Source organism: Ensifer sp. Root954 (assembly GCF_001429005.1).
Lineage (GTDB): Bacteria > Pseudomonadota > Alphaproteobacteria > Rhizobiales > Rhizobiaceae > Ensifer > Ensifer adhaerens.
In genome coordinates, this window is sequence record NZ_LMJM01000021.1 from 52,017 (window position 1) to 64,356 (window position 12,340).

Annotated in this window: 10 protein-coding genes; 8 read left to right on the forward strand and 2 right to left on the reverse strand. The window is 63.5% G+C overall.

The window, feature by feature from the left end; genetic code table 11:
* Nucleotides 1–140 precede the first annotated feature (140 nt).
* The 6 genes from ASE71_RS11555 to ASE71_RS11580 all read left to right on the forward strand — a co-directional run bounded on the left by ASE71_RS11555 (nucleotide 141) and on the right by ASE71_RS11580 (nucleotide 7,179).
* Nucleotides 141–1,307 carry an HPP family protein gene (locus tag ASE71_RS11555; RefSeq protein WP_060518175.1) on the forward strand — a complete coding sequence of 389 codons (1,167 nt, stop codon included), beginning with the start codon at nucleotides 141–143 and terminating at the stop codon, nucleotides 1,305–1,307.
* A gap of 180 nt (nucleotides 1,308–1,487) precedes the next feature.
* Nucleotides 1,488–2,189, forward strand: a complete 702-nt coding sequence (locus ASE71_RS11560; RefSeq protein ID WP_060518177.1) for a CerR family C-terminal domain-containing protein — start codon at nucleotides 1,488–1,490, stop codon at nucleotides 2,187–2,189.
* Nucleotides 2,186–3,193 carry a secretion protein HlyD gene (gene hlyD / locus ASE71_RS11565; protein ID WP_060518179.1) on the forward strand — a complete coding sequence of 336 codons (1,008 nt, stop codon included), beginning with the start codon at nucleotides 2,186–2,188 and terminating at the stop codon, nucleotides 3,191–3,193. Before ASE71_RS11560 ends, hlyD begins: the two co-directional genes overlap by 4 nt.
* Nucleotides 3,190–4,920 (forward strand): ATP-binding cassette domain-containing protein, encoded by a 1,731-nt coding sequence (locus ASE71_RS11570; protein ID WP_060518181.1) that lies wholly within the window; start codon nucleotides 3,190–3,192, stop codon nucleotides 4,918–4,920. The genes hlyD and ASE71_RS11570 overlap by 4 nt, the downstream gene beginning before the upstream one ends.
* Nucleotides 4,917–6,065 (forward strand): ABC transporter permease, encoded by a 1,149-nt coding sequence (locus ASE71_RS11575; RefSeq protein ID WP_060518183.1) that lies wholly within the window; start codon nucleotides 4,917–4,919, stop codon nucleotides 6,063–6,065. The genes ASE71_RS11570 and ASE71_RS11575 overlap by 4 nt, the downstream gene beginning before the upstream one ends.
* Before the next feature lies 1 nt (nucleotide 6,066).
* On the forward strand, nucleotides 6,067–7,179 hold the full coding sequence (locus ASE71_RS11580; RefSeq protein WP_060518185.1) for an ABC transporter permease: 1,113 nt from the start codon (nucleotides 6,067–6,069) through the stop codon (nucleotides 7,177–7,179).
* Here the strand turns inward: ASE71_RS11580 and ASE71_RS11585 are convergent, their stop codons facing one another.
* Both ASE71_RS11585 and ASE71_RS11590 read right to left on the reverse strand, forming a co-directional pair.
* The gene (locus ASE71_RS11585) at nucleotides 7,180–7,782 is read right to left on the reverse strand and encodes an alpha/beta hydrolase (protein WP_060518187.1); all 603 of its coding nucleotides are present in this window, start codon (nucleotides 7,780–7,782) and stop codon (nucleotides 7,180–7,182) included. It lies immediately after the preceding gene.
* A gap of 161 nt (nucleotides 7,783–7,943) precedes the next feature.
* Nucleotides 7,944–8,873 carry a VOC family protein gene (locus tag ASE71_RS11590; RefSeq protein WP_060518189.1) on the reverse strand — a complete coding sequence of 310 codons (930 nt, stop codon included), beginning with the start codon at nucleotides 8,871–8,873 and terminating at the stop codon, nucleotides 7,944–7,946.
* Between the two features lie 234 nt (nucleotides 8,874–9,107).
* Here ASE71_RS11590 and ASE71_RS11595 point away from each other — a divergent pair, with 234 nt between their 5' ends.
* Nucleotides 9,108–10,934, forward strand: a complete 1,827-nt coding sequence (locus ASE71_RS11595) for a sensor histidine kinase (protein ID WP_060518191.1) — start codon at nucleotides 9,108–9,110, stop codon at nucleotides 10,932–10,934.
* The gene (locus tag ASE71_RS11600) at nucleotides 10,931–12,292 is read left to right on the forward strand and encodes a sigma-54-dependent transcriptional regulator (protein ID WP_034799619.1); all 1,362 of its coding nucleotides are present in this window, start codon (nucleotides 10,931–10,933) and stop codon (nucleotides 12,290–12,292) included. Before ASE71_RS11595 ends, ASE71_RS11600 begins: the two co-directional genes overlap by 4 nt.
* Nucleotides 12,293–12,340: the final 48 nt, after the last annotated feature.

Consider the following 12,340-nt stretch of genomic DNA (forward strand, 5'->3'; position numbering starts at 1 on the left):
CGCGTGTGCATCGCACATTTTTTAGGCGCGATGCATATATTTCAATCCAACGCCGGTTTTTGGATGCGGATTTCATGCCCAATGCTGCGCCATGTGCTAATGGCGTGCCCAAGTCCGTACCTCCCCTCCCGAGAGGCTCCATGTCGAAGGCCCGCGCGTACATCAAGCGTTTCATCCCATCGCTCGTTCCGATCAGCCATCTGGAACGCCTGCGTGCGTCTTTGGGCGCGCTTCTTGGCATCCTGCTTACCGGCTTGATCAGCAGCTATGCCCTCGGGGCGGGCGCCAGCCTGCCGCTGCTGATCGCGCCAATGGGCGCCTCGGCCGTCCTTCTCTTTGCCGCCCCGGCGAGCCCGCTCGCCCAACCCTGGTCGATCGTCGGCGGCAACACCATCTCTTCGCTGATCGGCGTGACCGCGGCGTTGCTGATCCCGGATCCGGTCGTCGCAGCCGCAGTCGCCGTCGGGCTCGCCATCGCGATCATGCTGCTGCTCGGCTGCCTTCATCCGCCGAGCGGGGCGGTTGCGCTGACCGCCGTGCTCGGTGGCCCGGCGATCCACGAGGCGGGTTACTGGTTCGTCCTGTCGCCGGTCGCCATCAATTCGGTCGTCATCCTCTTGATCGCGCTGGCGTTCAACAACGTGACCGGTCGCCGCTACCCGCATCTTGCGCAGGCGCCGACGCTGCATGGAACGAGCGACCCCGCGCCGACGCACAGGCTCGGCATCGTCCCCGAAGACCTGCAGACCGTTCTCGCCCAATATGGTGAAGTGGTCGACGTCAGTCCCGAAGAGCTCGACGCGTTGATCCACCAGGCGCAGATCCGCGCCTTCAACCGCCGCTCCGGCGAAATCACCTGCGCCGAGATCATGTCGCGCGACGTCGCCACGGCCACGCCCGAGACGACCTTGCGCCAGGCCTGGCAGACCCTGATCAAGCATCACATCAAGGCGCTACCGGTCGTGACTGAAAAGGACGGACTCGTCGGTATCGTCACGCAAACCGATTTCATGAAACACGCAATGCTCACACCGCAGGGCGGCATCCGCCAGCGGCTCGGAAACGTTATCGGCTTCGGGCCGAAAACACCACGGCTCGTATCCGACATCATGACCCGCAAGGTGCAATCCGCCCTACCGGAAACCATGATCGCCAAACTCGTGCCGCCGATGTCCGACATGGGGCTGCACCATATGCCCGTGGTCGATCCGGATAACCGGCTGCTCGGCGTCGTCACCCAATCGGATCTCATCGCCGCCCTCTTTCAGCGCCGCCTCGAACGGGGCGAAGAGCGCGACGTCGCTTAGGCCAAAAGTTTCACCGGGGGTTCCTCGCCCGCAAAATAGAGTGCCACAGCAAAACCGCTGTGCACCTTTGTGCGACCTGCTTTCTGCAACACGACCTCATCGATTCAAGGCATGTCGTCATCCGTCGCGTAAATTCATTCGATTGACTTAATCATTGGAATGATGTAATTTCAGTATGTCATGAAAAAAGAAACCTCGCCCCGCCCGACCAAGCAGGACCGCGGAGATGTCACCCGCGAGAAACTGCTGACCAGTTCCATCGACGTCTTTGGCCGCTACGGCTTTGACGGCGCAACCACTCGCATGCTCGCCGAAACGGCAGGCGTGAACCTCCAGGCAATCCCCTATTACTTCGGCGGCAAGGAAGGCCTCCATATCGCCGCTGCGGAGCACCTTGCCTCGATCATCATCGACCACGTCGCAGACCTTCGAAACGCGGTTCTTGCTCGCCTTGCCCACCTCGACAGCCAAGGCCAGCCGTTGGAACCCCAGGAAGCCCGCGACATGCTCACCCAGCTGGCGCAGCACATGGTCGCCCTCTTCGTGAGCCGCCAGTCCGAAAGCTGGGCGCGCTTCATCATCCGCGAACAGATGGAGCCGACGGAAGCCTTTGAGCGCGTCTATTCCAACGTCATGGGCCCGATGATCGGCATGGCCGGCAGGCTGGTTGCCACCATCCTTGGCGAGCCTCTTCAATCGGAACAGGTCCGGCTGAAAACCCTGTCCTTCGTCGGCAGCATCCTGGTCTTCCGCATGGCCCACGCAGCCGTGCTTCGGCAGATGAAATGGCAGGCGGTCGGTCCTGACGAGCTCGATCTCTTGCGCCGACATGCTGCCGAGCTGGTCGCGGCCATTGGAAACAAGCGGGAGGACCGGTCATGAACAAGCCGGCAGTAGCCCTTGTATTGCTTGCCGGCGCCGCGGCCAGTGCCTGGTGGTTCGACGTGCCGCAGCGGCTCGGCTGGACCGGCACGGAGCAGACCTCGGTGCTCTACGGCAATGTCGACATTCGGCAGGTTTCACTCGGCTTCCGCGTCAGCGGCCGCATCGCAAGCCTTGGCGTCGACGAAGGAGACGTGGTCAAGCCCGGGGACGTTCTGGCGACGCTGGACGCCGCCCCGTTCGAGCAGGCGGTCGCCGCGGCGCAGGCCGATCTCGGTGCGCTCAGGGCCAACCTTGCAAAGCTGAGGGCGGGGGCACGCCCGACCGAGATCGCCCAGGCGCGCGCGACCCATGAGGAACGTCTGGCCGATCTCGAAAACGCCAATCTCGCTTATGAACGCGCCCGGCAATTGCGCCCGAACGGCACCATCTCCCAGGCCAATCTCGACGAGGCGAACGCCAACAGGGCGGCAGCCGCAGCGCGCGCCACCTCCGCCCGCGAGGCCCTGGCGCTCATCGAAGAGGGAAGCCGGATCGAGGATATTGAAGCCGCCCAGGCGCAGGTGCTCGCCGCCGAAGCCAAGCTCGAAAGCGCCCGCACCTCGCTTGCCGATACCCAACTGTTCGCGCCGAGCGCCGGCACGGTCCTGTCACGGGTGCGCGAGGCTGGTGCCATCGTCGCGCCTTCCGACACCGTCTACGTCGTCTCGCTGAACGAACCCGTCTGGGTGCGCGCCTATGTGGCGGAACCGGACCTTGGCCGGGTGCATCCCGGCATGGCCGTCGAGGTCACGTCCGACAGCGCCCCGGACCACCGCTACAAGGCGACGGTCGGGTTCATTTCACCGGTCGCCGAATTCACGCCCAAGTCGGTGGAAACGCCGGAACTGCGTACCGATCTCGTTTATCGCCTGCGCATCGTTGTCGACAAGCCGGGCCCCGATCTCCGGCAGGGCATGCCCGTGACCGTGCATCTGCCGGAAAAGGCTGGAGCCGCGCAATGAGCGACGAGGTGCCGTTCGTTCGCATCGCGGATGTGGTCAAGCGCTTCGGCGATGCCCCGCCGGCGCTCGACCATATCGCTGGCGAAATCTTGGGCGGGCGGATCACCGGGCTCGTCGGCCCCGATGGCGCCGGAAAGACCACGCTGATCCGCCTGATGACCGGGCTGATGGTACCGGACGAAGGCAAGGTCGAGGTCCTCGGTTTCGATACGGTGGCGAATGCTGCCGATATCCAGGCGGCCATCGGCTACATGCCGCAACGCTTCGGCCTCTATGAGGACCTTTCCGTTCAGGAAAACCTCAATCTCTACGCCGATCTGCGCGGCCTGCCGCTTGGCGAGCGCACAGCGACCTTCGACGAACTGCTCGAATTTACTGACCTCAAGCGTTTCACTAGCCGCCTTGCCGGCAAGCTCTCCGGCGGCATGAAGCAGAAGCTTGGCCTTGCCTGCGCCCTGCTGCGCAAGCCGAGGCTGCTTCTCCTCGACGAACCGGGCGTCGGCGTCGACCCGATCTCGCGCCGAGATCTCTGGAAGATGGTCGAAAACCTGACGAAGGAAGGCATCGGCGTCGTCTGGTCCACAGCCTATCTGGACGAGGCGGAGGCCTGCGACAGCGTTCTGCTCTTGAACGAAGGCAGGCTCCTGTTCACGGGCAGTCCCGCCGAATTGACCGCCAGGGTCGCCGATCGCGTCTTCAAGGTTTCCGGCATTACCCATGGGCGGCGCCAGAAGCTCGCAAGCTATCTCGACGACGACGATGTCGTCGACGGGGTCATCCAGGGCGAAGCGATCCGCCTGGTCATGAAGCCAGGGACCAAACCGCCAACCCCGGACGGACATTCGTCCGCATCGAGCGTGGCGACGACCACGCCGCGTTTCGAGGATGCGTTCATCGACATGCTCGGCGGCGGTCCCGGTGGCCGCTCCAAGCTCGCGGAAACCCAGACCCCCTTCCCGACCGACGGCGAACGCCCGGTCATCGAAGCGCGCGGACTGACGAAACGCTTCGGCGATTTCACCGCCGCGGATGCGATCACCTTCGACATACCGCGCGGTCAGATCTTCGGGCTCTTAGGCCCGAACGGCGCCGGCAAATCCACGACCTTCAAGATGTTGTGCGGGCTGTTGAAGCCCACGGCCGGCGAAGGCCGCGTCGCCGGTTTCGATCTACGGCGAGACGCAGCGGAAGCACGCAACCGGCTGGGCTACATGGCGCAAAAATTCTCGCTCTACGGCGATTTGAGCGTCGGCCAGAACCTCAGCTTCTTTGCCGGCGTCTACGGTCTTGCCGGCGCGCGCAAACGCGAACGCATCCAGTTGATGACGGAAATCTTCGGCTTCGCCCGCCTGCTCGACATGTCGGCGAAAGATCTGCCGCTCGGCCTCAAGCAGCGTCTGGCACTCGCCTGCGCCGTATTGCACGAACCGGAAGCGCTGTTTCTCGACGAACCGACCTCCGGCGTCGATCCCATCACCCGGCGCGAATTCTGGACCCACATCAACGGCCTTGTCGAAAAGGGCGTCACCGTACTCGTCACCACCCACTTCATGGACGAGGCCGAATATTGCGACCGCATTTCGCTGATTTATCGCGGCCGGTCGATCGCGCTCGGCTCACCAGACGAATTGAAGGCGCAGGTCGCCAGCCCCGACCTTCCGGACCCGACCATGGAGGATGCCTTCATCGCCCTGGTTCAAGGCTCAGAGGAGAAGGAGGCCGCATGAGCGCGCGCGCCGCAACGACCGAGGGCCGGGCCACGAGAGCCAGACGCTTTGCCGCGTTGGTGCGCAAGGAAAGCTATCAGATCGTTCGCGACCCGAGCAGCATCCTGATCGCCTTCGTGCTGCCGATGATCCTGTTGTTTCTCTTCGGCTATGGTGTTTCGCTCGACACGACGCAGACCCGAATCGGCCTCGTCGTCGAAGAAGAGGCCCCGCTGACGCGCGATCTCGCTGCGGGATTTCAGGCCTCGCGTTATTTCACGGTGGCGGTCGGTCGGGACCGCCGCGAGTTCGAGGAAGACCTAGTGCTTGGCCGGGTCCGCGGCATCGTTGTAATCCCCAAGAGCTTCGTGGCCGACTACTCGGCCGGTCGGCACCCCGCCTTGCAGGTGCTCGTCGACGGCTCCGATCCCAACACCGCGAACTTCGTCCAGAACTATGCGCAGGCGACCGTAGCCAATTGGGAGCGCCAGCGGTTGAGCGACAGCGCCGGCCGGCCGCCGGCGATCTCGGCCGAGCAGCGCTTCTGGTTCAACCCGGAGCTGACCAGCCGGAACTTCCTGGTGCCGGGCTCGATCGCCATCGTCATGACGCTGGTCGGGACGCTGCTCACCTCGCTCGTCGTTGCACGTGAATGGGAGCGCGGCACGATGGAGGCGATGATGGCGACGCCGGTTTCGGCAGCCGAACTCCTTGCCGGCAAGCTGCTGCCCTATTTTATTCTCGGGCTCACCTCGATGACGCTCTGCGTCCTCCTTGCCGTCTTCCTCTTCGGCGTTCCTTTTCGCGGCTCGGTCGCAGCGCTCTACGCGCTGTCAGCGACTTTCCTGATGCCGGCGCTCGGTCAGGGCCTGTTGATTTCGGCGGCGACCAAGAACCAATTCCTCGCCTCGCAGCTCGCGCTGATTTCGGCGTTTCTTCCGGCCTTTCTGCTTTCGGGATTTCTCTTCGAGATCAATTCGATGCCGACGGTCATCCAGTGTATCACCTTTATCGTGCCGGCGCGCTATCTGATCCCGAGCCTGCAGACGGTGTTTCTGGCTGGCGACATCTGGCCGATGTTCGGCAAGTCCATTGCCGCCATGCTCCTGATCGGCAGCGTGTTCTTCGCGCTCGCCGCCCGCAGTACCCGCAAGAGGATCGGCTGACATGTGGTGGACGAGACTGAAGGCCCTGATCGTCAAGGAGTTGCTGGCGGTGCTGCGCGACCCCAAGGGGCGCACCGTGCTGATCGTACCGCCGATCCTGCAGCTTCTGGTGTTCTCCTACGCTGCGACGCTGGAGGTCACGAATGTCGACGTGCTGGTGCTGAACCGCGACAACGGCCACTGGAGCCAGGATCTGATCGAGGGGATCGACGGCTCGCCAACCTTCCGAAGCATCCGCTTCACCGACAGTCAGCAGGAGGTGCGCCTGGCGATCGACACCCAGCAGGTCATTGCGGCGATCGAAATCGGCCCCACCTTCTCGCGCGATATCGAGGCCGGCCGGCCGGCGGAGGTGCAGGTCATCCTCGACGGCCGCCGCTCCAATGCGTCGCAGATCGTCTCCGGTTATCTCGGCCGTATCGTCGGCGCGCTTGCCGCCGAGACGCCCGCAGGCAAGCGCATGGCATCGGGGGCGGTCACCGTCGTTGCCCGCAACTGGTTCAATCCAAACCTTACCTACCAGTGGTTCATGGTTCCGAACCTCGTCGCCAGCATCGCATTGTTGATAGGTCTTATTGTCACTGCGCTATCGATCGCGCGCGAACGGGAGCTCGGCACTTTCGATCAACTGATGGTCTCGCCGCTTCGAACCCACGAGATCCTGATCGGCAAGCTGATACCGCCGATGATGATCGGCCTCTTCCACATCACCATTTACATCCTGGCGGCCGTATTCATCTTCGGCGTGCCGCTGCGCGGCTCGCTGCTTCTGCTCTACGGCAGCGCGGTGTTCTACCTCGCCTCCGTCGTCGGCCTCGGCCTGTTCATTTCTGCCCTGTCGATGACGCAGCAGCAGGCGATCCTCGGCGCGTTCCTGTTCATGGTGCCGGCGATGCTGCTTTCGGGTTTCGCCACGCCGATCGAGAACATGCCCTCCTGGCTGCAGCCGATCACCTATGTCAATCCGCTGCGCTACTTCCTCGTGATCGTGAAGGGCGTGTTCCTCAAGGACATTCCGGCGGTCGAGGTGGCGCGACAGACGGTCCCATTGTTTCTGATCGCCATCGTCACCCTCTCGGCCGCCTCCTGGCTCTTCCGTCGCCGGCTGGAGTGATCAATCCTTCAGGAAGCGCGCGATCGCCGCGATTTCATTCTGGCGGATGTCGTGCCCGCCCGAATGCCACTCGGTTTCGGTTGCCGCACCCTGCCCCTGGAAATAGTCCGCGAGCGCCTGGGTCAGCGGTGCCGGGCAGATGGGGTCACGCTCGCCGGCGGTGATCAGGACGCTACGCTCCTTCAGCCCCGCATTGTCCTTCGGGCGGAACGGGATCAAGGGATGCATCAGCACCGCCTTGTCGAAAACACCACCTTCGATCAGCACATTGGCAAGGATGTTCGCGCCGTTGGAATAACCAAGGCCGATCACCTGAGAAGCCTGATGCTCCGCAGCCAGCGCCTTGACGAAGCCCGTCATCTTTTCGGTGGCGCGAGCAAGGTCGGCCATATCGTAGACACCCTCGCCGGTGCGCTTGAAGAAGCGTGCGGCGCCATATTCCGAAACGTCGCCTCGCGGCGAAACGATCGTCGCGTCGGGCAGCAACTCGGATGCGAAAGTGAAGAACTGGTTCTCGTCACCGCCGGTCCCGTGGAACACGAAGAAAACCGGCTGGCCGGGCTTTCCGGCCTTCAGCTTGTGAACATAGCCATGATCTACCATTTTTGTCTCCTGGGGCAGGCCTCCGACGGGTCGAAGCCTCGTGCGAACCTGCCTGATTTCAAAGCGTTGGCTTCACGGTTTCGACGAAACTGTGAACCGACCTGTGCAAGATCGGGTAGCGAAGGCTCGCCGCGGCGGCGAGCCTTCCCTGTCTTGGCGTCTTAGTCGATCTTCTGCAGGTGACTTTCGAGGATCGGGCGCAGGTGCTTGTGCTGCTGCGGCAGCTTCAGCGCCTCGCCGAGATGGGCGAGGTCCTCGTCCCGGTCGAAGCCAGGCTCGTTTGTCGCGATCTCGAACAGGACGCCGCCCGGCGTGCGGAAATAGATCGCCCAGAAGTAATCGCGGTCGATGACCGGCGTCACCTGATAGCCCGTGTCCATCAGTGCCTTGCGCACCTCGAGTTGCTTTTCGCGGTTATCGACCGCGAAGGCGATGTGGTGCACCGAGCCTGCCCCTTGCGAGGCGCGGCCGATATTCGGCATCGTTTCGAGGTCGATGACGCGGGCATCGTTGCCGCCGGGCACGATTAGACGAGTTACACCATCCTTGCGGTCAAGTTCTTCGTAGCCCATGAACTTCAGAAGTTCCGCCGTCGCACCTTCGTCACGCAGGCGCAGTGCTGCCGAATGGAACCCGCGGATCGCATGATCAGCGGAAATGCCGCCTTCCGTCCAGGGCGTGCGCCCATCGTCCCTGACCTCGACAAGCGCAAAGCCGTCACCATCAGGACCGGCGAAGTTCAGGCGGTTTTCACCGAAGGTTTCTTCATCCTTGAAACCGGTGGCGCCGAGCGTTGCCAGCCGCTCTTTCCAGAAACCGAGCGAACCTTCGGGCACGGAGAAGACGGTGGTTCCGACTTCGCCAGTACCGGCGCGGCCACGCGGCATCTGCGGGAACGGGAAATAGGTCATGACGGTACCAGGCGTGCCGGCTTCGTCGCCGTAATAGAGGTGGTAGACATCCGGCGAGTCGAAGTTGACCGTCTTCTTGACACGGCGCAGGCCGAGCGACTTGGTGAAGAACAGGTTGTTCTCGCGCGCATCGTCCGCCATCGAGGTGACGTGATGCAGACCCTTGATCTGATTGAGCATTGCCGTGATCCTTTCTCTCCGGCGCCACCGGGCGCTCCGTTGGGTCTTAGATGCGCCTATCCGCTTCTCGGCGAAAGACGGCCGCAACCAAACGCATTGTCAACAGATCATTGACGACGCCTAAAACTCGTCAACAGAAGCGAGTTGCAGCGGCGACTTGTGAGCCCTCGCCCCGATGCTTAAGATCGGCGGGCGGCATTTGCTGCAACGACGCGAGGAGGCGCGCGCATATCTGTGAAACATCGCTTGGTCATTGCGTTCCTGCTGTTGCCGCTGCTTGCAGCCATGCTGGCATGGAAAGGCTATGCGGTCACGACCGACAGCTATTTGCGCGAGGCAGGTGCTCAGGCGACCACGGCGCTGCGCCTCGCCGTCACCGCGCTCGACGGCCACCTCAACCGCTACCAGGCGTTGCCGGCACTGATCGCGGATCATGACGATGTCCGCGAGCTCGTCACCCGCCCACGGGACCGGCGACTGCGGGAGGCCGTCGACAGCTACCTCAAGGACATCAACGGCCTGTTGCAGTCCTCGGACATCTACGTGATCACGCCGGATGGCAACACCATCGCCGCCAGCAACTATGACGGGCCGACGAGCTTCGTTGGGCAGAATTTCAGCTACCGGCCCTATTTCCAGGAAGCGCTTCGCGGCGAGCAATCGCGGTTCTATGCACTCGGAACCACGTCGTTGAAACGCGGCTACTTTTTCGGCTCCCCGATCCGGGTCGGCAACGAGATCCGCGGCGTCATGGTGTTCAAGGTCGATGTCGAGCGCATCGAAGCGTCCTGGCAGGGCGGCGAGTACAAGATCTTCGTCTCCGACCCGGAAGGCATCGTCTTCATGTCCGGCGATCCGGAATGGCGCTACGCGTCGATCCTGCCGCTGACGTCGGACCGGCTTGCACGAACCGAGGCCTCCAGGCGCTACGCCGATGCGACCGTACATGCCCTTCCCGTGTCGGAGCGCGTTTCGTCCGACCGTCATTTCCTCACCGTCTCGGCCGAAAACTCAAGCCGCGAATACCTGATGCTTTCGCAGCGGATGCCCGACGCCGACTGGACAGTGAATGTGCTGGTCGACACCGCGTCGGTGCGAACACAGGCGCTGACGACTGTTATCGCCGCTCTGCTTCTGCTCTGCCTTGCCGGTCTCGGCGTCGCCATCATTCTCCAGCGGCGCGCGCGGCTCAACGAGCGCCTGTCGATGCAGGCGGAAGCACAGGCCGAGCTGGAACGCCGCGTAGACGAACGCACCGCCGATCTTGCCCGCGTCAACGGCCAGATCGAGGAAGAGATCGCCGAACGGCGGCTGACGGAGAAGCAACTGCGACGGACGCAGGCCGATCTGATCCAGGCCGGAAAACTGGCAGGGCTCGGGCAGATGTCCGCCGCCCTCTCGCACGAATTCAACCAGCCGCTCGCCGCCGCCAAGACCTATGCTGACAGCGCCGCACTGCTGATCGAGCGGGGTCGGTCCGACGAGGCGACGGACAATATCCGCCGCATCTCCGGGCTTGTCGACCGCATGGCGGCGATCAGCAAGCACCTGCGCAATTTCGCCCGCAAACCGAACGAGAAACTCGGGCCGGTCCCGGTCGAGGAAGTGGTGCGCGACACGATGGAGATCGTGTCGGTTCGGCTGAAGGCGGCGGCGGCGACCATCGACATCGATCTCGGCAACGAACCGCTCGTCGTCCGGGCCGGCTCGGTCCGCCTGCAGCAGGTGCTCGTCAACATCATTTCCAATGCCGCCGATGCCGTCGAGGGCCTTGACGACCGCACCATCCGCCTGCGTGCGAAGCAGGAAGACGGCAAAGTCGTGCTGACCGTCAGCGACCGCGGCCCCGGCATTGCGCCGGCGATTGCCGAACGTATCTTCGACCCGTTCTTTTCCACAAAGGGCGTCGGCAAGGGGCTGGGCCTTGGCCTTTCGATTTCCTATAACATTATCAAGGATTTCGGCGGAAGCCTTGTCGCCACTAACCTTGCGGAAGGCGGCGCCGAGTTCCGCATCGAACTCGCTGCCGAAAACAGCAATGCCCGGGAGGCCGCCGAATGATCGAGAGCCGGATCCTACTCGTCGATGACGAAGAGGATGTGCGCCATTCGAGCGCCCAGGCGCTGGAGCTGGCCGGATTCCGCGTCGATGCCTTCTCGGCCGCCGAACACGCGCTCGAATTCATCAGCTACAGTTTTCCTGGCGTGGTGATCAGCGATATCCGCATGCCGGGCATGGACGGCATGACCCTCCTGCAGCGCATCCGCGAAATCGATGCGGAGGTACCGGTCATCCTCGTCACCGGCCATGGCGATGTGCAACTCGCGGTCCGGGCCATGCGCGAAGGCGCCTATGACTTCGTCGAGAAGCCCTTTGCAGCGCAGATGCTCGCCGGCACGATCCGCCGGGCACTGGACTGGCGCGCGCTCGTTCTTGAAAACCGCCGGCTGAAGGCGGTTGCCGGCAAGCGCGACGACATCGAACAGCGGCTGCCCGGTCGAAGCCAGGTCATGGTCGACCTGCGCTACCGCATCCGCGCGCTCGGCGCGGCCGATGCCGATACCTTGATCATCGGCGATACCGGCGTCGGCAAGGAGGTGTTGGCCCGCACGCTCCATGATCTGAGCACCCGCGCCAACAGCCCGTTCATCGCTATCAACTGCGCCGCGCTGCCCGAAAACCTGATCGAAAGCGAGCTCTTCGGCCATGAGCCCGGCGCCTTTCCCGGCGCCATCCGTCCACGCTACGGCAAGTTCGAACATGGTCGCGGCGGTACGATCCTGCTCGACGAGATTGGCTCGATGCCCTTCGACCTCCAGGCAAAGTTTCTGCGGGTGCTGCAGGAGCGCGTCATCACCCGTCTGGGATCGAACGAGCAGGTCCCGCTCGACGTCCGTTTCATCGCCACCAGCAAGGTCGATCTCGAAAAGGAAGTCGCCGCCGGGCGCTTCCGGGCGGACCTCCTCTATCGCCTCAACGTCGCGACGCTCCGCGTCCCCTCGCTTGCGCAGCGGCGCGCCGACATTCCGCTGCTCTTTCTGCAACTGGTCAGGGAGTCGGCCGCTCGCTACGGCCGGGATGAGGTGGAGATCTCCCAATCGATGCTGGCCGAAATCGCCGAGCGCGACTGGCCGGGCAATGTGCGCGAGTTGCGCAATGCCGCCGAGCGGCTGGTGCTCGGGCTCGATGCGGCTCCCGACGACAGCGCGCGATCGGAAAACGGCAACCGCCTCGCCGACAAGGTGGCGGCCTATGAAAAAGGCCTCATCGCCAGCGCAATCGCCGCCCATGGCGGCGCGCTGAAGCCGGTCTACGAGACCCTCGGCATCTCGCGGAAGACGCTCTACGAGAAGATGCAGAAGTTCGGGCTCGACAAGAAACTCGTCGCTTCCGATTTCTCCGCAGAGAACGAGACCTGACGTTTCCGAGCCCGAGAACGGAAACGGGGACGCGATCGCTCGCGTCCC

Excerpts from the sequence above, each read along its gene's own strand:
- ASE71_RS11585 (WP_060518187.1), bottom strand. The coding sequence starts at position 7,782 with ATGGTAGATCATGGCTATGTTCACAAGCTGAAGGCCGGAAAGCCCGGC.
- ASE71_RS11555 (WP_060518175.1), top strand. The coding sequence starts at position 141 with ATGTCGAAGGCCCGCGCGTACATCAAGCGTTTCATCCCATCGCTCGTT.
- ASE71_RS11570 (WP_060518181.1), top strand. The coding sequence starts at position 3,190 with ATGAGCGACGAGGTGCCGTTCGTTCGCATCGCGGATGTGGTCAAGCGC.
- hlyD (WP_060518179.1), top strand. The coding sequence starts at position 2,186 with ATGAACAAGCCGGCAGTAGCCCTTGTATTGCTTGCCGGCGCCGCGGCC.
- ASE71_RS11575 (WP_060518183.1), top strand. The coding sequence starts at position 4,917 with ATGAGCGCGCGCGCCGCAACGACCGAGGGCCGGGCCACGAGAGCCAGA.
- ASE71_RS11590 (WP_060518189.1), bottom strand. The coding sequence starts at position 8,873 with ATGCTCAATCAGATCAAGGGTCTGCATCACGTCACCTCGATGGCGGAC.
- ASE71_RS11560 (WP_060518177.1), top strand. The coding sequence starts at position 1,488 with ATGAAAAAAGAAACCTCGCCCCGCCCGACCAAGCAGGACCGCGGAGAT.
- ASE71_RS11580 (WP_060518185.1), top strand. The coding sequence starts at position 6,067 with ATGTGGTGGACGAGACTGAAGGCCCTGATCGTCAAGGAGTTGCTGGCG.
- ASE71_RS11600 (WP_034799619.1), top strand. The coding sequence starts at position 10,931 with ATGATCGAGAGCCGGATCCTACTCGTCGATGACGAAGAGGATGTGCGC.